At 62.4% G+C, this 24,212-nt stretch carries 23 protein-coding genes; 16 read left to right on the top strand and 7 right to left on the bottom strand.

Going from position 1 to position 24,212, the window contains the following annotated elements:
* Positions 1-12: 12 nt before the first annotated feature.
* The 4 genes from kdpC to kdpF are packed head-to-tail and all read right to left on the bottom strand — an operon-like array spanning position 13 to position 4,511.
* Positions 13-612 carry a potassium-transporting ATPase subunit KdpC gene (gene kdpC, locus MMG94_RS05975; protein ID WP_016918176.1) on the bottom strand — a complete coding sequence of 200 codons (600 nt, stop codon included), beginning with the start codon at positions 610-612 and terminating at the stop codon, positions 13-15.
* Positions 613-623: 11 nt separating this feature from the next.
* Complete coding sequence (gene kdpB, locus MMG94_RS05970; RefSeq protein ID WP_016918175.1) at positions 624-2,672, bottom strand: potassium-transporting ATPase subunit KdpB; 2,049 nt, start codon at positions 2,670-2,672, stop codon at positions 624-626.
* 11 nt (positions 2,673-2,683) lie between these two features.
* Positions 2,684-4,393: a potassium-transporting ATPase subunit KdpA gene (gene kdpA / locus MMG94_RS05965; protein WP_016918174.1), complete on the bottom strand. Its 1,710-nt coding sequence runs from the start codon at positions 4,391-4,393 to the stop codon at positions 2,684-2,686.
* A gap of 31 nt (positions 4,394-4,424) precedes the next feature.
* Positions 4,425-4,511 (bottom strand): K(+)-transporting ATPase subunit F, encoded by an 87-nt coding sequence (gene kdpF / locus MMG94_RS22100; RefSeq protein ID WP_154420280.1) that lies wholly within the window; start codon positions 4,509-4,511, stop codon positions 4,425-4,427.
* Positions 4,512-4,953: 442 nt separating this feature from the next.
* Between kdpF and MMG94_RS05960 the strand changes: the two genes are divergently transcribed.
* The 10 genes from MMG94_RS05960 (at position 4,954) to MMG94_RS05920 (ending at position 13,487) form a co-directional block, all read left to right on the top strand.
* Positions 4,954-5,271 (top strand): hypothetical protein, encoded by a 318-nt coding sequence (locus MMG94_RS05960; protein WP_154419991.1) that lies wholly within the window; start codon positions 4,954-4,956, stop codon positions 5,269-5,271.
* Between the two features lie 108 nt (positions 5,272-5,379).
* Positions 5,380-5,886, top strand: coding sequence for an RNA polymerase sigma factor (locus tag MMG94_RS05955; protein WP_157212417.1), 507 nt, complete (start codon positions 5,380-5,382; stop codon positions 5,884-5,886).
* 97 nt (positions 5,887-5,983) lie between these two features.
* Positions 5,984-7,024: an MbnP family copper-binding protein gene (locus MMG94_RS05950; protein ID WP_016918169.1), complete on the top strand. Its 1,041-nt coding sequence runs from the start codon at positions 5,984-5,986 to the stop codon at positions 7,022-7,024.
* Positions 7,024-8,202, top strand: coding sequence for a methanobactin export MATE transporter MbnM (locus MMG94_RS05945; protein WP_016918168.1), 1,179 nt, complete (start codon positions 7,024-7,026; stop codon positions 8,200-8,202). The genes MMG94_RS05950 and MMG94_RS05945 overlap by 1 nt, the downstream gene beginning before the upstream one ends.
* Positions 8,203-8,275: 73 nt before the next feature.
* Positions 8,276-8,464, top strand: a complete 189-nt coding sequence (gene mbnA / locus MMG94_RS22095) for a methanobactin (protein ID WP_081495566.1) — start codon at positions 8,276-8,278, stop codon at positions 8,462-8,464.
* A gap of 63 nt (positions 8,465-8,527) precedes the next feature.
* Positions 8,528-9,364 carry a methanobactin biosynthesis protein MbnB gene (gene mbnB, locus MMG94_RS05940; RefSeq protein ID WP_016918167.1) on the top strand — a complete coding sequence of 279 codons (837 nt, stop codon included), beginning with the start codon at positions 8,528-8,530 and terminating at the stop codon, positions 9,362-9,364.
* The gene (mbnC, locus tag MMG94_RS05935) at positions 9,336-9,908 is read left to right on the top strand and encodes a methanobactin biosynthesis protein MbnC (RefSeq protein ID WP_016918166.1); all 573 of its coding nucleotides are present in this window, start codon (positions 9,336-9,338) and stop codon (positions 9,906-9,908) included. Before mbnB ends, mbnC begins: the two co-directional genes overlap by 29 nt.
* Complete coding sequence (gene mbnM / locus MMG94_RS05930; protein WP_016918165.1) at positions 9,905-11,176, top strand: hypothetical protein; 1,272 nt, start codon at positions 9,905-9,907, stop codon at positions 11,174-11,176. Before mbnC ends, mbnM begins: the two co-directional genes overlap by 4 nt.
* 41 nt (positions 11,177-11,217) lie before the next feature.
* Positions 11,218-12,867 carry a methanobactin biosynthesis FAD monooxygenase MbnF gene (gene mbnF / locus MMG94_RS05925; RefSeq protein ID WP_016918164.1) on the top strand — a complete coding sequence of 550 codons (1,650 nt, stop codon included), beginning with the start codon at positions 11,218-11,220 and terminating at the stop codon, positions 12,865-12,867.
* The gene (locus MMG94_RS05920; RefSeq protein WP_016918163.1) at positions 12,864-13,487 is read left to right on the top strand and encodes a TauD/TfdA family dioxygenase; all 624 of its coding nucleotides are present in this window, start codon (positions 12,864-12,866) and stop codon (positions 13,485-13,487) included. Before mbnF ends, MMG94_RS05920 begins: the two co-directional genes overlap by 4 nt.
* A 75-nt stretch (positions 13,488-13,562) precedes the next feature.
* On the opposite strand, the gene MMG94_RS05915 is transcribed toward MMG94_RS05920, so the two are convergent.
* Entirely contained in the window at positions 13,563-15,980 is a 2,418-nt protein-coding gene (locus MMG94_RS05915) for a TonB-dependent siderophore receptor (RefSeq protein ID WP_016918162.1), read from the bottom strand.
* A gap of 655 nt (positions 15,981-16,635) precedes the next feature.
* On the opposite strand from MMG94_RS05915, the gene MMG94_RS05910 reads away from it, so the two are divergent.
* Complete coding sequence (locus MMG94_RS05910) at positions 16,636-17,313, top strand: response regulator (protein ID WP_016918160.1); 678 nt, start codon at positions 16,636-16,638, stop codon at positions 17,311-17,313.
* Positions 17,310-18,731 (top strand): sensor histidine kinase, encoded by a 1,422-nt coding sequence (locus tag MMG94_RS05905; RefSeq protein ID WP_016918159.1) that lies wholly within the window; start codon positions 17,310-17,312, stop codon positions 18,729-18,731. Before MMG94_RS05910 ends, MMG94_RS05905 begins: the two co-directional genes overlap by 4 nt.
* A gap of 210 nt (positions 18,732-18,941) precedes the next feature.
* Here the strand turns inward: MMG94_RS05905 and MMG94_RS05900 are convergent, their stop codons facing one another.
* Both MMG94_RS05900 and MMG94_RS05895 read right to left on the bottom strand, forming a co-directional pair.
* A complete protein-coding gene (locus MMG94_RS05900; protein ID WP_081495572.1) occupies positions 18,942-19,337 on the bottom strand; it encodes a DUF930 domain-containing protein in 396 nt (131 codons plus the stop codon).
* Positions 19,338-19,593: 256 nt separating this feature from the next.
* Complete coding sequence (locus tag MMG94_RS05895) at positions 19,594-19,830, bottom strand: hypothetical protein (RefSeq protein WP_040578794.1); 237 nt, start codon at positions 19,828-19,830, stop codon at positions 19,594-19,596.
* Positions 19,831-21,019: 1,189 nt separating this feature from the next.
* Here MMG94_RS05895 and MMG94_RS05890 point away from each other — a divergent pair.
* From MMG94_RS05890 to MMG94_RS05875, 4 genes are all read left to right on the top strand, one after another.
* Complete coding sequence (locus MMG94_RS05890) at positions 21,020-21,322, top strand: type II toxin-antitoxin system TacA family antitoxin (protein WP_026015997.1); 303 nt, start codon at positions 21,020-21,022, stop codon at positions 21,320-21,322.
* 3 nt (positions 21,323-21,325) lie between these two features.
* On the top strand, positions 21,326-21,823 hold the full coding sequence (locus tag MMG94_RS05885; protein ID WP_081495564.1) for a GNAT family N-acetyltransferase: 498 nt from the start codon (positions 21,326-21,328) through the stop codon (positions 21,821-21,823).
* Between the two features lie 196 nt (positions 21,824-22,019).
* Complete coding sequence (locus MMG94_RS05880) at positions 22,020-22,325, top strand: hypothetical protein (RefSeq protein WP_016918153.1); 306 nt, start codon at positions 22,020-22,022, stop codon at positions 22,323-22,325.
* Between the two features lie 243 nt (positions 22,326-22,568).
* The gene (locus tag MMG94_RS05875; protein WP_051001068.1) at positions 22,569-23,915 is read left to right on the top strand and encodes a tyrosine-type recombinase/integrase; all 1,347 of its coding nucleotides are present in this window, start codon (positions 22,569-22,571) and stop codon (positions 23,913-23,915) included.
* Positions 23,916-24,212 lie beyond the last annotated feature (297 nt).

The following is a 24,212-nucleotide window of genomic DNA, read 5'->3' as shown; positions in this document are numbered from 1 at the left end:
GAGACGCTTCTCCTATTTCAGCGCATCGAGCGCGATGTTCAGCTTCAGGACGTTTACGCGCCGCTCGCCGATGATTCCGAGAATGCGGTTGTCGATATGCGTCTCGACAAGCGCGCGGACGCCGTCTTCGGCGAGGCCGCGCGCCGCAGCGACGGCGGGAACCTGCGCCAAAGCGTATTGCGGCGAGATGTCCGGGTCGAGACCCGAGGCCGAAGCCGTCACCGCGTCGGCGGCGACCATGCCGATGCGTCCGGCCGCGAACTCTGCTTCGATGGCCGCATTTACGCGGTCGACGAGCTTCTTCGAGGTCGGCCCGAGATTGGAGCCGGCGGAATTGGCGGCGTTATAGGGCGTATCGACGGTCTTGCCCGCATCCGCCGGATCGGGTCCGACGGTGGCGGAAGGGCGCCCGTGGAAATAGCGGTCGCTGACGAAGTTCTGGCCGATGAGCGGGGAGCCGACGACTTTGCCGTCGCGCTCGATGAGGCCGCCATTCGCCTGCGCCGTCAGCGCGAGCTGCGCGATGGCGGTGATCGCCAGCGGATAGAGAAGGCCGGTGACGGCGGTGAAGAGCAGGATCATGACGATGGCGGGACGTAATTGAGACAGCATTTGCGCCTCCTTCAGGCGAGATGCAGCGCGGATATGATCAGATCGATGGCCTTGATCCCGATGAAGGGAATGACGAGGCCGCCGAGTCCGTAGATCAGCAGGTTGCGGCGCAAGAGAGCGGCCGCGCCGACGGGCCGGTATTCAACGCCCTTGAGGGCGAGCGGTATCAACGCGACGATGATCAGCGCGTTGAAGATGACGGCGGACAGGATCGCCGATTGCGGCGATGCGAGCTTCATCACATTCAGCGCGTCGAGTTCGGGATAGGCGACGACGAACAGAGCGGGGATGATGGCGAAATATTTCGCGACGTCGTTCGCGATCGAGAAGGTCGTCAGGGAGCCGCGCGTCATCAGCAATTGCTTGCCGATCCGCACGATCTCGATGAGCTTCGTCGGGTCGCTGTCGAGATCGACCATATTGCCGGCCTCGCGCGCCGCTTGCGTGCCGGTCTGCATGGCGACGCCCACATCGGCCTGGGCGAGCGCCGGCGCGTCATTGGTGCCGTCGCCGCACATGGCGATGAGACGGCCGCCTTGCTGCTCCTTGCGGATATAAGCGAGCTTGTCCTCGGGCTTCGCCTGCGCGATGAAATCGTCGACGCCTGCTTCGCCCGCGATGGCCGCGGCGGTGACCGGATTGTCGCCCGTCACCATGACCGTCTTGATTCCCATGGCGCGAAGCGCGGCGAAGCGCGCCTTGATGTCCGGCTTGATGATGTCCTTGAGATGAATCACGCCGAGCAGCCTTCCATTCTCGGCGACGGCGAGCGGCGTGCCGCCCGCGCGCGAGATGCGTTCGACGGCGCGCTCGAAATCGACAGGGACGGACGACGCTTCGCCGACGATCGCGTCCACCGCGCCCTTTCGCAAAGAGCGGCCTGGGAGATCGACGCCCGAGACGCGCGTATGTGCGGAGAAGGGAACGATCGTCACTTCCGATCCAAAGGCCGGCGCGGCGACGTCATAGGTCCGTCTCGCGAGCGAAACGATCGAACGCCCCTCCGGCGTCTCGTCGGCGAGCGACGCGAGCAGCACCGCTTCGGCCAGCGCCTGTTCCGTCACGCCGCCGACGGGCGTGAATTCGTCCGCCATGCGATTGCCGAAAGTGACGGTGCCCGTCTTGTCGAGCAGCAGCGTGTCGACGTCGCCCGCGGCTTCCACGGCGCGTCCGGATGTGGCGATGACGTTGAAGCGGATCAGACGGTCCATGCCGGCGATGCCGATCGCCGAGAGCAGGCCGCCAATGGTCGTCGGGATCAGGCAGACGAGGAGCGCGATCAGCACCGTGATCGACAGCGTCGTTCCCGAATAGAGCGCCAAGGGCCAGAGCGTCACGCAGACGATGAGAAAGACGATCGTCAGGCCCGCGAGGAGAATGGAGAGAGCAAGCTCATTCGGCGTCTTCTGCCGCTGCGCGCCTTCGACGAGCGCGATCATCCGGTCGATGAAGGTGGAGCCCGGCGCGGCGGTGATCTTCACCCTGATCCAGTCGGAGAGAACCGTGGTGCCGCCGGTCACCGCCGATCTGTCGCCGCCCGCTTCGCGTATGACGGGAGCGGACTCGCCGGTTATGGCGGATTCGTTGACCGACGCGCAGCCTTCGACGACTTCGCCGTCGCCGGGAATGAGATCGCCGGCCTCGACGAGGACGACGTCGCCAACCTTCAGTTCGAGCGCCGAAACGCCTTGATAGACGCCCTTCATGCCCGACGCTCCGGTCGGGTCGATAAGGCGCTTTGCATGTGTATCGGAGCGCGTCTTCCGCAGCGTATCCGCTTGCGCCTTGCCGCGCCCTTCCGCGACGGCCTCCGCGAAATTCGCGAAAAGAACCGTGAACCACAGCCAGGCTGCGATCTGCCCGGAGAAGAAGGCCGCGCCGTTATGGGCGAGGAGATCGCGGATGAAAAAGCACGTCACGACGGCGGAAACGACTTCCGTGACGAAGATGACCGGATTGCGCGCGAGCTTTCTCGGGTCGAGTTTCACGAAGGCGTCGATGCTGGCGCGTTTCATGATCTCGGCGTCGAAAAGGCCGGGAGCGGCGATTTTGGCGGACATGGATCGGCTCCTTAGAAGCTTTTGCCGGCATGCATCAGGAAATGCTCGACGATGGGGCCGAGCGCGAGCGCCGGGAAATATTGCAGCAGGTAGAGGATGAGGATGACGCCGAGCAGCAGGCCGACGAAGAGCGGTCCGTGAGTCGGGAATGTGCCGACGGAAGCGGGCGCCTTTTTCTTCGCCGCGAAAGACCCGGCGAGCGCCAGAACCGGCACGATGAAAAAGAAGCGCCCGACGAACATGGCGACGCCGAGCGTCGTATTGTACCAAAGCGTATTGCCGGCGAGGCCTGCGAAGGCCGAGCCGTTATTCGCGTTGGTCGACGCGAAGGCGTAGAGAACTTCGGAAAGTCCGTGCGGCCCGGCGTTGGCGAGGCTGTCCAGCCCGGTCTTCAGCATCAGCGACGCGGCGGTGAAGCCGAGCACGCTCAGCGGATAGATCAGCACGGCGAGCATTGCGAGCTTCATCTCCCGCGTTTCGATCTTCTTGCCGAGATATTCCGGCGTGCGGCCGACCATCAAACCGGCGACGAAGACCGCGATCACGGCGAGCACGAGGAAGCCGTAAAGGCCCGCGCCGTCGCCGCCCGGCGAGATGCAGCCGAGCAGCATGTTGAAGAGCGGAACAAAGCCGCCGAGCGGCGTGAAGGAATCGTGCGTCGAGTTGACGGCGCCCGTGCTCGTGCCCGTCGTCGCCGCCGCGAAGAGCGTGCTGGCCGCGACGCCGAAACGCACTTCCTTTCCTTCCATATTCCCCGGCGACGGATCGACGCCGATATCCGTTAGAAGCGGGTTGCCCGCGGCTTCGGCCCAATAGGCGATCAGCACGCCCGCGACGAGCACGATCCCCATGGTGATCGCGATGACCCGCCCCTGTCTCGCATCGAGCACGGTCCGGCCAAAAGCGAAGACCGACGCAAAGGGAACGAGGAGCAGCGCGAAAATCTCCAACATATTGGAGGCTGCGTTGGGGTTCTCGAAGGGATGCGCGGAATTGGCGTTGAAGAAACCGCCGCCATTCGTGCCGAGCTCCTTGATCGCTTCCTGGCTGGCGACGGGCCCGATCGATATGATCTGCTTGACGCCTTCCAACGTCGTCGCTTCGATCGAGCCGGCGAGCGTTTGTGGAACGCCGAGCGCGACGAGGACGAGCGCGAAGACGACGGAGAGCGGCAGCAGCACGTAAAGCGTCGCTCGCGTGAGATCAACCCAGAAATTGCCGACGGTCGCGGATTCGGAGCGCGCGAAACCGCGCACAAGGGCGAAGGCCATTGCGAGACCCGTCGCCGCAGAGACGAAATTATGCACAGTCAGGCCAAGCATTTGCGTGAGATGACTCATCGTCGTCTCGCCGCCGTAATTCTGCCAGTTGGTGTTTGTGACGAAGCTCAGCGACGTGTTGAAGGCGAGATCGGCCGGGACGCCGGAGAAGCCTTGCGGGTTGAGCGGCAGGACGCCCTGCAGGCGCTGCAACGCATAGAGCGACGCGAATCCCACGACGCTGAACGCCAGCATGGCGAAGGTATAGGCTTGCCAGCCTTGCTCGCGCGACGGATCGACGCCAGCGGAGCGGTAGAAGGCGTTCTCCACCGGCGACAGCGCGGGCGAGAGCAAGGTTTGCTCGCCGGCGAAAACGCGGGCGACATAGCCGCCGAGCGGAATCGCCGCCAAGACGACGGCGACGAGTACGATGGCGATCTGAGCCAATCCGATGAATGTCATGGCGTCAGCCGGGCGCAGCCGGCCCTCTCGGTTAGAATTTTTCGGGACGCAACAGCGAGTAAACGAGATAGCCGCCAAGCAGGACGGCGACGATCAAGCCGATGTCGGGCTCGGACATTGACGAACCTCCTCTAGAGACGCGCACAGGCGCGGGCATAAGCAGCGACAAGCGCGAAGAGGAGCAGGCCAAGAACAAGAAAGACGACGTCGCTCATGAGCGCGATCTCCTCAGCGAGAGTTGCTCACGGAAAATGGGCGCGTTCGATGTAAGGGCTCTATTAGGAATTTCGAAGGAGCCGGACGGGTCCGCCTAAGATTTTATGGAATGCCGCTCGCCGCCAGGAGGACGCCATTGCGGCGAGAATGCCGTTGCCGACAAGGGTGCGACAGGATCGTTTTTGATCGTAACGAATTTCCTTCGCTTCGTTACGCTGCGCGCGACATAATCCAATTGCAATTTCGGCGATGCGTCCTATCCTTCGCGCGCCATGCACTTTTGCTTGAAAATTCTTTTCGGGAGAGCGCGCCTCGCGTGCGCTTTGGCGTGCTGGCTTTTCGCCTTGTCTGTTCTGGCGGCCGCGCAGTCCCGGCCGGAGAACGGCGCGGCGCTTTCGATGGCGGCGTGTTCGCTCTCGAATCCGCTCAATCCCGACAGCGCACATGTCGACGAAAGCGGGTGCTGCGTTTTAGGCGCGGCCTGTTTCGGCGGGCTTTATGTCGCCGTCGGCAGCGCGTCGCCGACGCCGCGCCGCCTGGATACGGTCATTGACTGGCGCCGCTTCGACAAAGCGTTGAGCGCGTCTGTAACGCGCCGTTTGGCCGCCGCGCGCGGTCCGCCCGACGTCTTCGCCGGGCATCGCTCTTACGACGCGTCGTAACGCGCGCCTCGCGCGCTGCGGATCGACCTTCCTCCTATATCAACCGGCCGCCCGACGTCACGACGCGCGCGGGCGTCGCGGCCGAACGCACCCGTCATGGAGGCGACGATGAACGCCGAGCGCGACTTCTTCGAAGCGCTGTACCGCGATCATGCGCAATGTTTGCGCGGCCACGCGCGAAAACGCGTTGGCGCGCTCGACGACGAAGACGTCGTGCATGACGCGTTTTTGAAGTTGATTCAATGCCAGCCGGAGGCGGCCTGGCGCTATCCGAGGGCTTATCTTTTCGCCGTTGTGCAAAACGCCGGAATCGACGCGCTGCGACGGCGGGCGACGCGCCTGCGTTACGTTGCGCATGAATTCGCCTCTGCAAATGCTTGCGGATACGAACCAGCCGTCGAGCCGGAAATAACGCGCGGGCAGATGAAGGCGCTGCTCGACGAGCTGCCGCCGGCGTGCCGAGGCGTCTTTCTTCTCTATTGGTTCGAAGAGATGAGTCAGGAGCAGGTCGCGCGCCATCTCGGCGTCACGCTGCGCACGGTCGAACGGCGTTTGGCGCGGGGCCTCGCCCAATTGCGCGATCGCGCGTCTCACGGCGGCTGCGCGCGCGCGTGACCGGAAAAAAATTAACGGCGGCGCGTCGGGTTTTCGGCGCGCCGCGCGTTCAACGCATCACAATCGGCGAAAGCGTCGAAAGAAAAATCGAGGGAGCATGATGCGGTCCGAGTTCTTCATTATTTTCGTGGCGACGGTTGCGGGGGCCGCCGGCGTTTCAGCGGCGCCCGCGAAACCGCAAGCCGTCGAGATTTCCTTCGCGCTCGCCGCGGACGGCCAGCCGGTCGATTGCGGCCACGACATTCATGGCCTCGGCGCGAACCATGTGAACGCCAAGCTCCGCGAAGCGAGCTTCTACGTCTCCGACGCCGCGCTGATCGACAAAAACGGCAAGGCCACGCCGATCGAGCTGACGCGCAACGACTGGCAATACGCCAATGTCGCGCTCATCGATTTCGACGACAAGACAGGCAATTGTCGCGGGACGAAGGGCGCCAACGCCACGTTGACGGGGCAGGTTCCAGCCGGCCGCTATCAGGGCCTTTCCTTCGTGATCGGCGTGCCGACCCTCGGCAAGGGAGACGACGGGAAAGAAGTCTCGCTCAACCATTCGAATTTCGCGACCGCGCCGGCGCCGCTCGACATTCAGTCGATGAGCTGGAGCTGGCAGGCCGGTCGTAAATTCGTCAAGCTCGAAGTCGCGCCGGAAGGCGGGATCGTGCGTCCGCCAATGCCGCCGCGTCCGCCGCGCGCCGCCGCCGCGGGTAGCGCGAGCCCGCCGCCGCGGGCCGACGCGCCGGAGAAGGCCGATCAGACGCCGGAGCCGATACAGAGCAACGCCGACGGCACCATCACCGTCGCGACCTGGATGCTCCATCTCGGATCGACAGGGTGCAAAGGCGATCCGATAACGGGCGAGATCGTGGCCTGCGCCACTCCCAATCGCGTTCCAGTGACGCTTGCGCGCTTCGATCCCGTCAAGCAGCGCGTCGTTCTCGATCTGCAAAGCCTTCTTGCGCCGTTCGATCTCAATCGCGACAAGGGCGGCGCCACGGGATGCATGAGCGGGCCGACCGATCCCGAATGCGCGGCCGTCTTCGACGCCTTCGGCCTCGGCGCCAAAGAAAGCGCGCAGCCGGGAGAGGGCGCCAAGAGCGGAAATGTCGCGGCGAAACTTTTCAAAGTCGAGAGCAAATAATGCGGAATTGGCGAAAGACGGCGGCGGCCGTCGCCCTTCTGGCGCAGATCGTTCCCTCGGCGGGCGAGGAGGCGGAGAAATGGAGCTGGAATCTCCCGAGCTTCCTGCCGCCGCCCCGCGTTCCGGCCGACAATCCAATGTCGGAGGCGCGATTTCAGCTCGGGCGAACGCTCTTCTACGACACGCGGCTTTCCGGCAATGGCAAGGAGAGTTGCGCCTCATGCCATCTGCAGGAGCGCGCCTTCACGGACGGCCGCAAGGTCGCGATCGGATCGACGGGCGAACAGACGCCGCGAAACTCGCCGAGCATCGCCAACGCCGCCTGGCGCGCGACGCTGACCTGGGCGAACCCGGCGATGGTGACGCTGGAACGCCAGATGGAAGGCCCGCTCTTTGGAGAAGGGCCCGTCGAGATGGGCGTGAACGACGCGAATCGCGGCGAAATCGTCGCGCGCTTCAAGAGCGACGAATCCTATCGGCGCGCCTTCGCGCGCGCCTTTCCGAACGAGGCCGAGCCGATCTCATTCGGCAACATCATCAAGGCGATCGCCGCCTTCGAGCGGGGCGTGATTTCAACCGGCTCGAAATATGACCTCTATCTTGAAGGAAAGGCCTCGCTGACGCCGGAGGAGACGCGCGGCAAGGATCTCTTCTTCGGCGAAAAGGCCGAGTGTCATCACTGCCATGGCAGCGTGAATTTCGACGACCAGTTCTATCACGCGGGCACGCGCGAGATCGAGACGCCCTTCCACAATACCGGCATGTACAATCTCAGCGGCAAGGGCGATTATCCCGCGCCCAATCGCGGCCTGTTCGAGTCGACGCATGCGCTCGACGATATGGGCAAGTTCCGCGCGCCGAGCCTGCGCAATATCGCGGTGACCGGGCCCTACATGCATGACGGCAGCGTGGCGACTCTCGAAGACGTCGTCGATCTCTACGCGGCGGGAGGGCGCGACGTCGCTTCCGGCCCGCTCGCCGGAGACGGCCGCGTCAATCCGCACAAGAGCGATCTGATCGTTCCCATCGACCTCAGCCCCCAGGAAAAAAGCGATCTCATCGCCTTTTTGAAGACGCTGACGGATGAGGAGTTTCTGCGCTCGCCACGTTATTCGAACCCATGGGCGGGCAATGATGCGAGCATTGCAAAGACGTCAAGTAACTTAAACTCACGCTGAATCTGCTAAAATCTAAATTGATCCAGCGTAACATAGACATAACGGAATTATTGTTGACTCATATATTATATATATGCTTGAATATACCTGCTCGCAATTCACAAATGACTTGTCGAGCATTCATGTGATGCGCGAAATATTTCGTGCGAGATGCTCATCATTAAAATTGGAGGCTAAGATGACGATCAAGATCGTGAAGCGCACCGCCCTCGCCGTTAACGGCCGCGCCGGCGCGGATTGCGGCACCGCCTGCTGGGCGTAACGCCGTCGCGTGCGCCGTCGCCGGCGGCGCACGCTTTCTTCATGTGGCGCGCGGGGGATCGAGATGCGGATTGGCTTCAACTTTACCCTCACCGAGACCGCAGACATGGTGCGGCGCATGTTGGCTGAAGGCCATATCGATTACTGCGAATTTCTGATCGACAATTTCATCGGCGTTCCGCCGGCGGAACTCGCGCGGGCCTTCGATTGTCCGGTCGGCTTCCACATCATGTTCTCGGAATTCATCGACGCGGATCAGGAGACGCTCGAGGATTTCGCAAAGAGAATTCGCGTGCTCATTCGCGACATGCAGCCGCTTTACGTTTCGGATCACGGCGCCAGCTTCACCCATCGCGGCGTCAATCTGTTTCATCTCGGCGAGCTCGACTATGTGAAGGATTATGATCGCGTTCGCACGCGGGTCGATCTTTGGCAGGAAATGCTCGGCCAGCGCCTGTTCATCGAGAATTATCCCTCTATCCTCGAAGGCGGATGGGAGGCGCCGCGCTTCTTCGAGCGCCTCATCGCGGATACGGGCGCCAGCGTGCTCTTCGACGCCTCGAATGCGGTTTGCGCCAATCTCAATTGCGGCGCGCCGCTCGAGGCCTGGGACAAGATCATCGCCGAGACGCCGCATTTTCATGTGGCGGGCTACAGCCGCGCGACGACGCCCCCGTATGTCATCCACGACTCGCATTCGGAAGAACTGTCGGAGAAGACGCTCGATTTTCTGCGCGGGCGGCGCGACCTCTTCGACAAGCCGAATGCGACGATGACGTACGAGCGGGACGGCAATATCGACTACGAGTCGATCGTGATCGATCTCAAGCGTCTGCGGGACATCTTCTCGACGACTTCAGAGGACCAGCGACATGAGTCAAACCTCGCTTGCGCGCACTGATCCGGAATTATACGACGTTCTGACCTCGCCGAAGCTGATCCTGAATTATCCTCCGGAGTCGCGCGCCTATGCGCGCATCGACGTCAGCTTGCGCGCCTACTGGCATTCGACCTTCGACATCTGCCCCGAGCTTCTCGAATTGTCCGGCCCGGACGGCATGTCGATCTTTTCGCCTTTCATGGAATGGGCGCGGGAGCGCGGCGTTCGCTTCACCTGGTCCTATTATTTGTGGCTTTACGTTTGGCTGCGGCAGTCGGCGTTCGCTGACCGCCTCACGAAGGATCTGTTGCAGTCGCTGATCGGCGCGTCGGCCGCGCGTTGGGCGGTGCGCGACCGTAGCGCTGCGATGGGGCTCGTGATCGGCTGCAAGGAAGTCCCAAATCTCGTCGTCGGCTGGAAGTGCCGCAGTCTCGACGCGGGGCGTCAGGTCGAGATGATCGAGCTGGAGGAGCCGCTTCCCCTGGGCGATGAGTTTTTCGGCTATTTCACGGTCGCGGCGCCCGAAATCACGACCTTTCCCGGGTGGCGGAGTTTGCCGTTATGATTCAGGCGGGCTTCTGGCGCGGCTTTTTTCCTCTGCTCGCGACGCTGTCGATCGCGCCGGTCTCGGCGCAGATCGACATTGCGTTGATCGCGCGGCTGGGAACGGGCGCGCCGGCGAGCTACGCTTTGCTGAGCCGGATCGCGATGCTTGACGCTGCGCTGGCGGCGGGAATCGGCGCGGTCGCTTCCGTGGCGGTCGCCAAAACATCCGACCCGTCAAATCGCGCCAAGATCGTCGGCCATTTATGGGTCGTCGCCGTCGTCGCCGGGCTTCTGGCCAGCGCCTGCGGCGCGCTTGCATACCCGGCCATTCTGCGCTTTGTCGGGGGCGCCGCCGAAGTCGCGGATTTCGCCAATGCGGCGCTAGGCTGGCACCTCGTCGCGATCCCGTTTCGAATTCTCTCAGGCGTCGGTCTTTTCATCCTGTTCGCGCTCGACAAGGGAGGCGCGGCGCTGAGCTGGAAATTTTTCGAGATCGCGATGAAGGCGGCGCTCGCTTACGCCTTCGTCTATCCGCTCGGCTTCGGCTTTTCGGGCGTCTTCGCGGCGAGCCTCGCGGCCGCCCTCGCCGGAGCGGCGGCGAGTTTTGCGATGGTGGGTTTCCGCAACGAGGCGCGGCCCCGGCTTCCGCCCTGGCCCGTCGTGCGCGCCATTGTCGTCGACGCCCTGTCCGAAGCCGCGCGCATTCTCTCTCCGCAATTGCTCGTCCTTGCATCCTTCGCGCTGTTCGCGTCTCCCTGGATCGGACGTTTCGAGCTGTCGCGCGTCGATTGCTACGCGGCGGGACAGACGCTCATTCTTCTGGCGTTGACCCCTTTCACAGCGTTGACGCGTTTTCTCGCTATTCGTCTCGCCAGCGCGCCGATTGATCGCATCCGGCCACTGCTGCGCCAGGGCCTTCCTGTTGCGCTTGTCGCCGCCTTGTTGCTTCAATTGAGCGGCGATCGTCTCGGCGCCGCGCTTTATCACAGCGAGGGACGCTGGTGGTCGACCTTCGTCGCGGCGCTCGCCATCTCCCTGCCGATCCGCTTCGTCGCCAATGTGTTTCGTGGCGCGCTTCAGGCCGCCGGCCGCTTCCCGGACGCCGCCATGACGGACGCGCTCGCCGCGGCCTGCGTCGCGCTGCCTTTGACGGCGCTCGGGCTTCATCTCGACATGCCGGCCGTCGCCTATCTGGCGCTCGTCGCGCCCGAGGCGGTTTGCGCGATGCTGCTGTCGTCGCGTCTCGCCGGAACGCGGGGCGTGCGGCGGACGGCCTTTCAGATTTAACGCGCGGGTTCCGAGAAAACGCGTCGGCGAAGGAGGGGGCGATGAGCTTGCAGGTCGAACGCACGCAAGTGCTCGTTCGCGGCGGCGGCTATGCCGGTCTGGCGGCGGCCATGTTGCTTGCATGGCGCGGCGTCGCCTGCATCGTGGCGGAGCGTCACGCCGCGGCGTCGCGGCATCCCAAGGCGCATGGCGTCAACCGTCGCAGCATGGAGCTGCTGCGGGTGGTTCCCGGGTTGGAAAGCGAGCTCTTCGCCATCTCCCGCGCCGGCGCCAATGAGGTCGACGTTTATATCGCCGAAACCGTCGCCGGTCCCCGCCAGCGAACGCTCATCAGGAAAAGCGATTTCGACGGGCCGAGCATCTCGCCGGCGCAGATCTGCACCGCCGGACAGGACCGCGTCGAGCCGGTCTTTTTCAAACATGCGCGCGCGCAGGGCGCCGATATCCGCTTTTCGACGACGCTCACGACATTTGCGCAAGACGAAGAGGGCGTGACCGCGACATTGCGCGACGAGGCCTCGAACCGGGACTATGAGGTGCGCGCGGATTATATGATCGCCGCCGACGGGGCGCATGGCGTCACGCGGGACGCGCTCGGGATCGAGATGGAGGGACCGGGCGTCATCTCGCATTCCGTCTCGATCCTGTTCGAGGCTGATCCCGCGAAACTGATCCCCGGCGGCGGATTCGTGCTGTGCTATTTGCGCAATCCGTCCTTCTCCGGCGTTTTCGTGAGTTGCGACGATCCGGGGCGCGGCCAGCTCAATATCGCCATCGATCCCGACGCCGAACCTGCGTCCGCCTATGACGCGACGCGTTGCGCCGCCATGGTGCGCGACGCGCTCGGCCTCGGCGCTATCGACGTGAAAATTCTCGACGTTCTGTTCTGGCGAAAATCCGCGCTCATCGCCAAGCGGATCGCCGATCGTCGCGTTTTCCTCATCGGTGACGCCGCGCATCTCATGCCGCCGGTCGGCGGGCTCGGCGGCCAGACCGCGCTGCAGGATGCGGCCGACATCGCCTGGAAGCTGGCTTTCGTGCTGAAAGGCCATGCCGGCCCGGCGCTGCTTGACGCCTATCAGGCCGAGCGCCTGCCGGTCGCTCATATCGCCTTGTCGCGGCAGCTCGCCAATTATGTCGAACGACTTCAGCCCGCGCGCGACGATGTGCGCCTGCGCGCGCATGAGGCCGATTATCTCAGCGCGGCGATGGGCTATCGCTACCGCTCCGACGCCATCGCGCTCGACGCCAGCGACGACGGGGCGGAGACGGAAAACCCGCTGACGCCTTCCGGTTCGCCCGGCACGCGCCTCGCACATGTCGTTTTGCGCCAGAACGACCGCCTCCTGTCGAGCCATGATTTCGCTGGTCGGGATTACACGCTATTCGTCGGCCCGCGCGGCGCGGCGTGGGCGGAGGCGGCGCGGCGCCTTGCGGGGCAGGGCGAACCCATTCTGGCGGCGCATCTGTCGGTGGACGCGCTGGACGAAGAAGGCCGCTTCCTCGAAAAGACGGGCCTTTTCGACGACGGCGCCCTCCTTGTTCGTCCGGATGGATTCATTGCTTGGCGGTCGGTCTCCCTTACGGAAGATCCTGCGACGCAATTGGCGGCCGCCTTCGCACAAGTGCGTTGTCTGCCCGGACCCGTCGATCCGGCGCGCGCGGCGCAGGTGGCGGAGCAGGCGTCGTGACTCCGGACAGTGTCCGCGAAACGGTCGCGAAGCAAGGCTATTTTCTCTCGGAGGCGCCGGTCGCGCTCGCGCGTTTCACGGCGGTCTGCGCCGAACTCGGACCGATCGGGCATCGGACTGAAATCCGCGTCGAGCCCGGCGCCACGTCCTATTTCAGGCGTAAGGATATGTTGCCCTATCACACGGACTCGCCGATGGCGCGCTACGTCGCCTGGCTCTGCGTCGCACAGCAGGAGAGCGGGGGCGAGATGCGGCTGAAGGATACGAGGCCGATCTTCGACGCCGCGCCCGCCGCGCAGCGCGACGCCTTGCGGCGCACCAAAGCGCGCTTTCCCAAAATCGACGGCATGCATGAAGCGGGCAGTCTCCCGGTGCTCGACGGAGATGCGGAGAGGGGCTGGCGTCTCAATTACGCGCCGTGGCTCGTCGAAACTGGGTCGCTCTCTGCGTCCTGCGCGCCTCTCATGGCGGCGCTGGACGAGTTTCCCGGGCCCGCGAGCGTCGCAATCGCGTTGCGGCCCGGCAGTCTGCTGGTGATCGACAATCGGCGGATGCTGCACGGGCGCGACGCGCTGGAAGGAGATGAGCGCATTCTACTCCGCTTCTGGATCCGCGACTGACAATCAGCGTTTGAAGGAAGAGCGCCGTGGGCGGAGCAGGGTGGCTCCTGCTCCGCCCACGGCGCTTTGACGAAATCAGAACTCTACGCGCAGCGAACCCATGACATTGCGCGGGACGCCGGCCGTTCCGGCATAGCGGCCGGGGAACAGCGATGTGCCGTAATAATAGTTCTGGTTGAGAATATTATCGACGTTCACCTGCGCCGTCACATGCGTCGGCCCCACAGGAAAGCGATAGGACACCATGCTTCTCACCAGCGTGTACGCGGGATTGAGATAGGTGTTCGCAGGATCGACCCAGGAATTGCCGAAATAGCTGAAGCCGCCGGCGGCGCTGAAGCCCCGGAAGACGCCGGCGGCGTCATATTTCAGCCAGACGCTGCCCATGTTTTCCGGCACCGCAGGGAGGCGCTTGCCGACGACCGGCGCTTGCGTGCGAATGTCGAACGGGTCGTTGGCGGGAAGTATCGACCCTTTGGTCACATATGTGCCGAGATGCGAGTAATTGGCGATCACGCTCCAGTTTTCATCGATCCTGCCATTAAGGTCGAACTCCACGCCCTGGCTCCGGGCGTTGAGGAGATCCACGACATAGCCCCTGAGCGCGTTCGGGGCGGTTGGGGAGTTCTGCGCGAGATTGTATTTCTTGATGTCGAAATACGCGACAGTCGCAAGCACCCTTCCATCGAAGAATTCGGCCTTCACGCCGCCCTCCCATTGGGTCGACTGCTGCGAGCCGAGCGGCGTGTTGGCCCGGGTGACGCCATTGTTCACGCCATAGGACTGCGTGTAGTTGCCGTAGACGGATAGCCAGGGCATCGGCTGGATCACGAGGCCCGCCCGTGGGCTGAAGAAGTGATCGGTCACCGAAACGCCGAGGAAATTGGCCCGGTCCATGGCGTTGTTGATGATGGCGGAGGTCGACTGACCGACGGAGCTCAAGGCCGAGGCGGAATCGTAACGTCCGCCGAGCAGCAGATGCACGCGGTCGTCGAAGGCGGAAATCATGTCCTGCGCATAAAAGCCCTGCCATTCCTGCTTTCGGATGACCGCCGCGCCGTTCGCCGGGATCAGGAAGCGAGACAAGCCGAAGGGCGAATAGATCGGCGCGAAGACGTTGATGTTCTGCGCGACGTTCGCCTGATAGATGTCGCCGACATTGGCGGAACTCACATGATCCGTGCCGAAGAGCAGCACATGCTGCAGCGGGCCGGTCTGAATCTTGCCGTTCAAATCGAGATTGCCGCTGATCGTCCGGATGCTGAGCGGCCCCCAATTGAGCGACAGGGTCGACGTTCCAAAGGGGCTGTTCGCGGGACAGGCGCCGGGCGGCACGGCGGCGCCGGGGATCGGCGGCGCATTCACGCAAATATTGAACATGCTCGACTGGATCGAACGCGTATTGCTGTATGCGAAGCGATTCACGACATTCCAATTCTCATTGATGTCGTATTTCCAGTCATAGGCGACGAACCGGCGCATGTCGTGATCCGGATTGTTCACGGTGATGCTCGGATCGCCGATATAGCGGCTGATCGGTATCGGCGCGGCGTTGTAGCCGATGGCCGGAATGTTGGGATTGGCGTCGGTATAGACGTTGTCCTTATATTCCGCGTCGATATTCAGCTTGAAATTCTGGATCGGATGATAGGTCAGCGTCGCGGAGCCGAACCAGCGTTCGTCGTTCACGAAATCGATGAAGGACGGGTTGTGGAAATATTCGGCGTTGACCCGATAGAGCCAGTTCTTATCCGCCGTGAGCGGTCCAGTGGCGTCGAACGTCGTTCTGGCGACGCCGAACGATCCGCCCTGCTGCTGGAAGGAATAATAGGGCGTCTCGAGCGGCCGCTTCACGATCATGTCGACGAGGCCGCCGGGCTCGATGCGCCCGTAAAGCATCGCGACGGGACCTTTCACCACCTCGATCGACTGCAGATTCGCCGTGCTCGGACAACGCTGGTTCGGCACGAGGAGGCCGTTTCGATAGAGATTCGACATGGACAGCGTCCCGGTGGGGAAGCCGCGGATCATAAGATTTTGAAAGAGCGTGCAGTTCATCGGCAGCGGCGAGGCGCTGCTGACATTGCCGATGATCGCCTGGGACACGTCGGTCGTCTGTTGATCGTCGATCGTCTGACGGGTGACCGTCTGCACCGAGACGGGAATCTGCAGAACGGGCTTGTTCAGCTTGAGCGAAGTCGTTCGCTGCGCGAGATAGCCGGTCGCGCGATCGCCGGTCTGCGCCGTCAGCGCGTCGCCGGAAGCCGCCGCTGCTCCTGGTTGGCCGTTGGCGGGCGTGCGCGGGCCGGACGAAGCGGGCGCGCCGGCCACGGGCGCCCGGGTCGCCGGACCCGGCGCCGCGCGACGCGCCCCGGCGCCGACATCGATGACCGGAAGGTTCTGCTGCGCGACCACGGAGGTGGCGCTAAGGGCGGCTACCGAGAAGGCGCAAAGGGAGACGCCGCGCCAAAGGGTGCTGCGAAAAGACTGCATAATGGTAATCTCCTGGCGCGGCTCCGAGACACGCGCATATAACGACATTCGGCTCGAAAGGCCGGTTGCGGTCGGTCAGGAGTTGAGCGGCGGTCCGCGCTGGGAGACGGACCCCGCCAATATGGCGGTCGGTCTGTCCGGAACGCCGTCGGCGCGGGCGACGGAGCCTATCCGGATTTCTGGCGCTCCAAATTCCGCGCGCGCCGATAAAATAGCTACTGAAAAGCCGGTTTTGCCTTGACAGCCGGACGAGCATAGAATGCAGCATGGATCGTGACGGCATTGTCGGGGGAGGTCCCCGCCATCGTCCCCGAGAGCTCCACAGTCGCCCGCGACGAGGACCGCCGCCGGCGCCGCCGCGTCGGCATTTTGCGCGTGCTTCGTCTCCAGAGCGGCGCTCAGCGCGAAGCTCTGGAGAAAAGCGAATATCGCAAAGAGCCGAACCAGCCGCTGCAACGATGCATCCTCGGTAATGAACGAATTGATCTTTACCAAGAGGCGCGTAACGGCAACGTAACGCTTTTGCCGCCGTTTTTGTGGAAGCTCCGTTTGGAAAGCCGTGTTGCAAGGAAACAACACAGGGTCAAAGCTGAGCCGTCGCCTGTCTCCAATCTCGCTTCTCGCCGACCGGAAACCAGATGCGGAACCTGTTCAGATGCGGATTTTAATCGTCGAAGATCAGCCCGACCTGGCTGCGGTCATGGGGGAACGGCTCACGCGGTCCGGCTATGTGGCCGATTGCGTCGGCACGCTGGCGGAGGCGACCGAGGCGTTGCGGCAATATGAATATCCGCTGCTCCTGCTGGATCGGCGCCTGCCCGACGGCGACGGCGTCTCCATTCTGCAGACGATCCGCGTTTCGCGGCCCAGCACGCGCGTGATGCTGGTGACGGCCGCGCGTGCGCTCGACGAAAAGATCAATGGGCTCGACGCCGGAGCCGACGACTATCTGACCAAGCCCTTCGACGTCGACGAATTGCTGGCGCGCATTCGCGCGGTGCTGCGGCGCGCCGACAGATCCATCGTGCCGCCGGTCGCGATCGGCGATCTCTCTTTCGATCTCAACCAGCATGAGGCTTTCGTGCGCGGCAAGCCCTTCGTCGTCTCGAAACGCGAATTGCTGCTGCTCGAGTCGCTTGTGCGCCGCGCCGGCCGCGCCGTCACCCATACGACGCTCGTTTCCGAGATGTACGGGCTCAATGACAGCGTGCAGCTCGACGCGCTGAAAATGTCCGTCTCGCGCCTGCGCCAGCGGCTGAAGGACTGTCGGGCGGGCGTGGAGATCCACACGCTGCGCGGCATCGGCTATCTCATCGAGAAGTCGCCGGCGTGAGGCAAGCGCGATCGCTTTCATCGCGTCTCGTCGTCTATTGGGTCGCCTTCTCGCTGCTCGCCTTCTTCACCGTGCCTGTAACCGTCCTGGTTCCTCTTTCGGCGCTGGGAATTGAGGATCTCGGCTATGTTCGGCTCGAAGGGCTGACCTCCAAACGCGCGCGCGTCATCTTGATCAGCGCGCTGCGAAAGGGCCCGGAGGGAGCCTATGTCGAAATGACTGACGCATTGCGGGCGCATATCGCACGCAATCCGTCATTCAGATATGCGGCCTTCGACGCGACCTCCGGCGTCGTCCTGCCGGGCTCGGACGCCGCGCTCGCCGAATATTTTCGCGCCGAGATGACGCTCATCGAGACCTATGGCTCGACCTTTCACATCGTCGGCGATCCAAATCGAAAGGCTCGGGGCTCGGCGCGCATGGTCAAGACGCCCATCGGGCGCTTCGGCACCATTGTCTACGGCGCCGACTTCCACTGGGACGATCTCGTCTTCGCGCTCTACTATTATCTCACGATCCCAAATCTACTCGCTTACGCCCTCTTATGCGCCGCATTGTCGCTCGTCGCGCTGTTCGTCGTGCGGAAAAGCCTCCAGCCGCTGCGCGCCAGCGCGGCGACCGTCTCCGAGATCGATCTCGACTCGCTCGACCGGCGCGTTCCCGTCGAGGGACTGCCCTCGGAGGTCGTTCCCTTCATCAACGCCGTCAACGCCGCCTTCCAGCGCGTCGACGACGGCGTGGCGCGGCAGCGCCGCTTCATCGCCAATTCGGCGCATGAACTTCGCACGCCGATCGCCATTCTGCGCACGCGCGTCGACAAGCTTGACGAAACGGAGATCAAGCGGGAGCTGAAGCGCGACGCGCAGCGCATTCAGACGATCCTCGAGCAATTGCTGGTGCTGGCGCAGGTCGAGGAGCGCGGCGCGAGCCCGACCGTTCCGGAGATCGACCTTGGCGAGACGGCGCTCGCCGTCGCGGCCGACTACACGCCGCTGGCGCTCGCCCATGGCCGGCGCATCGCCTTTGAGGGCCCGGCGAGACCGGTGATCGTCAAGGGCTATCAATGGGCGATTGAGAGCGTCGTGACGAATCTCATCGAAAACGCCGCGCGCGCCGAGCCCGAGGGCGGAACGGTGATCGTCCGCGTTCTCGCCAATGCGACGGTCGAGGTCGTCGACCACGGGGAGGGCGTGGAGCCCGCTCATCGCGAGATGATTTTCGAGCCGTTCTGGCGAAAGAGCGAGACAAGGCCCGGAACGGGTCTCGGCCTCGCCATCGCAAGGGAGCTGATGACGAAACTCCACGGGCGCGTCTGGGTCGAGGAGACGCCCGGCGGCGGCGCGACGTTTAGACTGGCGTTCCCGACGGCGGACAGCGACGAGGTCCTTACGCGGCCCGCGCAGACGGCTGACGCCTGACGGAATATTGACAGGATTGTTGGCGCGCTGGTCGGGGTAAAGATGCGAACGCATATATAGAAATATCAATGCAGATTTCGGCGCCGTTGGAGCGCCGCACATGGGAGGCGATCATCGCACGCGGCGTTTCTATCCACGCGTCTGCGAAGGACGCGACGCGCTCGCTGATGAAAAGCGTGCTCCGTTTGTCACTTCGAAGCTGTCGCAGTTTCATCTCCACAAATCGTAGTCGCTCAATTTTGACTCTGGAATCAGGCTGCCAATATTATATTCGAACGATAATACCTTCATATGGTCTGGCGAAGCCTTGCATATGAATGAAAGCGAATACCAATTGTTATTGCTCCGGAAAGCGGCGCCCGGCGCTTTGAGTATGTCGCCAAGATGTTGCGGATGGGAAATTACATCGCTTTTTGCGCGATCCGGCCGAAATCGGCTGTTTTCTCTTCCGATACGCTCCATTGCCTCGAGATCACAAATTTGTTCCAGGCGCATTTGCGGGTCGAGGCGAAGAAGGCCAGCGTAAGCCCTTGAATCCAATGCGAGGGCAGGCGCAATTGAAAAATATGCAGTGAGAGTGGCCAGAACGTCAATTCTTAGTACCATCTTCTGCACTTCGCTCCGGTATTAATAAAATCGCCGCTCGAAGCTTGAAGAGCGGCTCAGTTTGTTAAACGCTTGGAATGCTCCGAACAAGGTCGTCGTGACGCGCGGTTTCCGCCGCACTCCGTGGAATGATTGGCGGCGCCACAGGGGAGGGGGTGCACAACGCGCCCTCGGCATGCGCGCGGGCGACGTCTCCTGCGCCAGCGGCCGGCGGGCAGGACGTTTTTGCTTTTAGGCAGTCCGGGCGAAGAGCGCGCTATTCTATGAGCGGCGCAGGGGCCAGCAGCTTTCGCAATTCCGCTATTTCGGCCGCAACTTTCTGCAATGCATCGGCCGGGTCGATTGATACGCCGATCACCGTCTTGCAGTAGGGGCAGGTAGCCACAATGCCATACCAAAATGTGCCACCGAATTGATCCCCAACCACCATTCGCTTAGCGTCGAGCTTCGAGAGCTCGACCTCGCAATGAGGGCATTTCGGTTTAGTGAACATCCTTGAAACCTCCGACATAATCCAGAAACATTTAGCCTTTTTTTCTTACTAAGTCATTGCGCTACCGGTATAATTCCGGTTGGGCTCACGGCTCTAACCGCTTGCACAGGTGGACGTTTCCCGGAACGATCGAGGTGCGGGCGCCCCGCCAGCGGCTGCGCTGCTCGGCCTGCGCGCGGGCATTTTCGTCAATTAATAATCGAGTCGGCTAACGAAAGCCCATGTGCTGAGAAAGACCAGAACGACAAGCGCCGCTCCAATCGAGACAAACAGGACTTGCCTGCAGCGCCCGGGGTTTTGCATGGTCCACCTTTGAGGAATTGGCAGCCCTCAGGATGTTCATTTGTGCTTATGCGGCTCAGTCGCCAAGTCATGAACGCATGGCGGTCGCGGGCTTATCCTGCGGCGGACGACGGGAGCCCTTTGGTTTGCCGGCGACGGGGGCGGTCCCGCCCGCTTGGCGGTTTTTGCAAGAAAATCTGAGCTATATCATTGAACAACAATGAAAATCGGTTCCACTCGTCTCTCGAATGCCACAATCCTTTCGGCCCGCGCGCGACGTGGCTTCCGTGAGAGCTGCTTCACAAGGTCATCGTCGGCGCGCGCTTATCGCCAGGGCGATCTGACCGCGCATCAGGCGTATGTCACCAGCGGGATGGGGACGGCGAAGAGTGGCGTCCAAATGTCCGCCGTCACCAAGCAATTCCTATAAGTTGCGTATTTGTTCAGTATTCGTGCATGCCGCGCAAAAAACTCCCTCTCTGGATTAGGATTTTTCAGGTTCTGGAGGCGTTCTCTTCGGCTCGCTTCGTGGGCAATCTGGACGGCGTCATGTGAAGCGCCCGCACATGGAGAGGGCTTATCGTCGCGGAGCGGGCGGCGCGCCATGTTGCGGGGAGTTCTCCGCAGGATTCGTCGCGGTATCGCGCGCTCGGGATGGGAAGCGAGGGGAAGGACAGTGGGCGTAAATGCCGCCTAAGTCCGCAAGCGTTTATTCGACGGATATTAGACGATTTTCGCCAGTGAGGTCGTATCTCACTGATTTCCTTGACGCGCCGGTCGGGGCAAAGATACGAACACATATGTGATTGAAATCGCGTTATAATTTTTTCCTGTTGAAGCCCTGCCTTCGGGTTCCGTATTGCAAAACGCGCTACAGTGCTCTATATTATTGCGATGGAGGTTTCTCATGCCCCGAGCTGTTGAGCGCAAGGAGCATCCGGTTTCGATGCGGCTGCCCGAAGCTGACATCGCCATCATAGATCGGGCTGCGGCGCTGCGCGGCCGTTCACGCACCGATTTCGTACGTGATGCGGCCGTACGAGCGGCCGAGGAGGTGCTGATGGAGACGGCGCCCATTCGGATGAGCGCTGCGGGGTTCCAGGCCTTCACGGCGGCATTATCGAAGCCCGCCGCCGCGGTTCCCGAGATGGTTGAACTCTTCAGGCGTGCGGCCCCGTGGGAGACCAGCGGTTCAAAGACCGGGAACTAAGGCTTGGCGATCTCCGGTCCTGAATTATTGACGGTAGCCCACGATCTCGCGGGGTTCTCCTGTGGCAAGCCGTCACTTGATCGTTGGCTCAAAACCCGAGCGCTATCCAATCAGGAGAAAGGCTTTACCGCCGTTCTTGTCGTCCATGAAGCCAATCGCGTGATCGGTTATTATGGTCTCGCGCCAACGGCAATCGTGCCTTCAGTGCTGCCGCGATCTGTCCGAACAGGCCAGCCGCCCGACCCTGTCCCCTGCCTGCTCCTGGGACAACTTGCAACGGACCAGAATTGGACCGGCAAGGGCGTTGGCGCCGGCCTGCTCAAGCATGCATTGCAACGGTGTGTCACGGCCGCAAGTCTCATTGGAGGCCGCGCCCTGGTCGTCAACGCGGTTGACGCCGAAGCTGCTGCCTTCTGGGTGCGACGTGGTTTCATTCCCTCAAAAGACGATCCACTGATCCTCTTCAGATCGATCGCTGATATTGCGGCATCGCTTCGCTAGGTTATCTTATCGGATCGCCTGAGGCAGAGATACACCCGACAGTTGCGGTATTTCCAAGAAAGTCAAGACAATTGCGATAGCAGAGGCGCTGGCGAACGGGAGCATAGGAATTGGATCTCGATCGAACGACCATTATTGCTGGACTAAAAATTATAGACGGGCTGAAAGTTGCGCCCAGATTGAGAAAGCTTTTCGATTGAAGCGCGAGGCTGACTACGATGAGTGCGAATATCGGCGCACGCATCCTTGGATGGAGTTCTATGGTGCAGACTTTCTTTCCGACACCGCAGTTTCCACGCTCCGCAGAATCACAGAAGGCAATTACGAGCAGCTCCACAAGCAAGCGGTCAACGCATTAAGCAAATATGAGTTCATAAAACCGTTCCGCAAGAAATGGCGCTTAACCGCTAAAGGCGAACGCGCGATCAAATACCACGCTGAGAAAGATGCCTTCCATGCGAAGAAGAAAGGCGACGGAGATCACACCTCTGCGGCGCCTTGATAGAGCCCACATCGTACAACGTCGCAAAATATCGTAGCTTGGCGCTCCCTAGGGGACTCGAACCCCTGTTTTCGCCGTGAGAGGGGGAAATAACAGCCTTTGGCGGTCGTCGGCGGACATTAGGCATGAATTTAGTGCATTGATATATCGTAAATTACGTTCTTGACCGTTCGCCGGCGTCCGGCTACGGATATTGGGCACAAGTTGGGCACGGCCTGATTTCGCCGTCAGGAGACGCTTTCCATGGCCCGCACAGTCCGCGACACGAACCTCCAAACCCGGCAGGCAAGGCGCGGGTTGGCGCCGCGTCGCAAGCCTTACTGGCGCGTTATCGAAACCGGCCTGCATCTCGGTTACCGGCGGAACAAGGAGGCGAGTGGCGCCTGGATCGCCCGCCGCTTCATCGGGGAAGGGCGTTACCGTGAGACGAAGCTCGGCATTGCTGATGACCACGATGGCGACGCGGCGGACGGCGTTACGCTCTTTTCATTCAAGCACGCCCAGGACGCCGCCCGCGCATGGTGGCAGGTGGAACAGAGAAGAGACCTCGGCCACGCGCCCGACGACGGTCCCTACACAGTCGCCAAGGCGCTCGAAGCATATTTCGCCGAACGCGAGCGGCGCGGCTCGAAGGGGCTGGCCAAGGACCGCGCCGCCGCAAATGTCCGCATCCTGCCTGAGCTTGCCGAGGTTGAGATTGGGAAGTTGACCACGAAGCGCCTTCGCGACTGGCACGCGGGCCTCGCCACGGCGCCCAAGCTGGCCCGCGCTAGCCGCATGACCATGAAGCGAAAGACCCGTGCCGTCGATCTGGCCGACGCTGATGCCGTCCGCGCGCGCCGCTCGACGGCGAACCGGACGCTCACGGTCCTGAAAGCTGCGTTGAATCATGCGTTTCATGAGGCGCGCGTCGCGAGCGACGACACTTGGCGGAAGGTGAAGCCCTTCCGGGAGGCGGACGCCGCGGTGATCCACTTCCTTTCCGAGGACGAGTGCCGCCGGTTGGTGAACGCATGTGACGGAGCATTTCGCGATTTGGTCCGCGCCGCGCTCTTGACCGGGTGCCGCTATGGAGAACTGACCCGGATGCGCGCGAGCGATTTCGGCACCGAGGCTGGGACGATCACCGTCCGCGAATCCAAGGCCGGGAAACCCCGCCATGTCGCGCTCACCGACGAGGGGCGACAGCTATTCGCGGCGTTGACGGCCGGCAAGGCGGCTCGCGATCCGATCTTTATCCGCGACGACGGCCGGCCATGGGCGGCTTCGCACCAGCAACGGCCTCTCGAAGCCGCGAGCAAGCGCGCCAAGATCGAGCCGGCCGCGACCTTCCATATTCTGCGGCACACTTACGCCAGCACGCTCGCCATGCGCGGGGTCCCCATGGGCGTCATCGCCGCCCAGCTTGGACACGCAGACACTCGCATGACCGAGAAGCACTACGCCCATTTGGCCCCGAACTACGTCGCCGACACCGTGCGCGCGGCGTTGCCGGTGTTGGGAATTGTCGAAAAATCGAGCGTCATGCCGTTGAGGCGGGGATGTAACGAGACGCGCGGGGATAGGCCGGCCAGCCGACAGGCGAGGTAGTCTGCTCGTTTCCCTGCGCTCCAATGGGCTTCGTCGGTCCGCTCCAGATGCTCGATGACGGGCTGGCGCCCCCCTTCCAGGCTGAGGACAAAGACTGGGCTGAAACTCGGTTCTGGAGTCTGAAACTTTTAGGGAGGAGAAACCGTGTTGTTACTGTTGTTAATGTTGTTAGCGAATTAATTTTATTAGGTTTTTTTCTGCCCTCTAGATGTTGTTCCAGACGTTGTTCCACGTGTTGTTCCAAGTTGGAGCCGAGCGCGTAACGGGTACATTTCGATCCCTGGAGGCCAGCGTCTG

Source organism: Methylocystis parvus OBBP, from assembly GCF_027571405.1.
In the GTDB taxonomy this organism is placed as follows: Bacteria; Pseudomonadota; Alphaproteobacteria; order Rhizobiales; family Beijerinckiaceae; genus Methylocystis; species Methylocystis parva.
Note: the sequence above shows the minus strand (reverse complement) of the source record. Positions and strands in the feature narration are given on the sequence as shown.

Excerpts from the sequence above, each read along its gene's own strand:
- kdpC (WP_016918176.1), bottom strand. The coding sequence starts at position 612 with ATGCTGTCTCAATTACGTCCCGCCATCGTCATGATCCTGCTCTTCACC.
- kdpB (WP_016918175.1), bottom strand. The coding sequence starts at position 2,672 with ATGTCCGCCAAAATCGCCGCTCCCGGCCTTTTCGACGCCGAGATCATG.
- kdpA (WP_016918174.1), bottom strand. The coding sequence starts at position 4,393 with ATGACATTCATCGGATTGGCTCAGATCGCCATCGTACTCGTCGCCGTC.
- kdpF (WP_154420280.1), bottom strand. The coding sequence starts at position 4,511 with ATGTCCGAGCCCGACATCGGCTTGATCGTCGCCGTCCTGCTTGGCGGC.
- MMG94_RS05955 (WP_157212417.1), top strand. The coding sequence starts at position 5,380 with ATGAACGCCGAGCGCGACTTCTTCGAAGCGCTGTACCGCGATCATGCG.
- MMG94_RS05950 (WP_016918169.1), top strand. The coding sequence starts at position 5,984 with ATGATGCGGTCCGAGTTCTTCATTATTTTCGTGGCGACGGTTGCGGGG.
- MMG94_RS05945 (WP_016918168.1), top strand. The coding sequence starts at position 7,024 with ATGCGGAATTGGCGAAAGACGGCGGCGGCCGTCGCCCTTCTGGCGCAG.
- mbnA (WP_081495566.1), top strand. The coding sequence starts at position 8,276 with ATGCTTGAATATACCTGCTCGCAATTCACAAATGACTTGTCGAGCATT.
- mbnB (WP_016918167.1), top strand. The coding sequence starts at position 8,528 with ATGCGGATTGGCTTCAACTTTACCCTCACCGAGACCGCAGACATGGTG.
- mbnC (WP_016918166.1), top strand. The coding sequence starts at position 9,336 with ATGAGTCAAACCTCGCTTGCGCGCACTGATCCGGAATTATACGACGTT.
- mbnM (WP_016918165.1), top strand. The coding sequence starts at position 9,905 with ATGATTCAGGCGGGCTTCTGGCGCGGCTTTTTTCCTCTGCTCGCGACG.
- mbnF (WP_016918164.1), top strand. The coding sequence starts at position 11,218 with ATGAGCTTGCAGGTCGAACGCACGCAAGTGCTCGTTCGCGGCGGCGGC.
- MMG94_RS05915 (WP_016918162.1), bottom strand. The coding sequence starts at position 15,980 with ATGCAGTCTTTTCGCAGCACCCTTTGGCGCGGCGTCTCCCTTTGCGCC.
- MMG94_RS05910 (WP_016918160.1), top strand. The coding sequence starts at position 16,636 with ATGCGGATTTTAATCGTCGAAGATCAGCCCGACCTGGCTGCGGTCATG.
- MMG94_RS05900 (WP_081495572.1), bottom strand. The coding sequence starts at position 19,337 with ATGGTACTAAGAATTGACGTTCTGGCCACTCTCACTGCATATTTTTCA.
- MMG94_RS05895 (WP_040578794.1), bottom strand. The coding sequence starts at position 19,830 with ATGTTCACTAAACCGAAATGCCCTCATTGCGAGGTCGAGCTCTCGAAG.
- MMG94_RS05890 (WP_026015997.1), top strand. The coding sequence starts at position 21,020 with ATGCCCCGAGCTGTTGAGCGCAAGGAGCATCCGGTTTCGATGCGGCTG.
- MMG94_RS05875 (WP_051001068.1), top strand. The coding sequence starts at position 22,569 with ATGGCCCGCACAGTCCGCGACACGAACCTCCAAACCCGGCAGGCAAGG.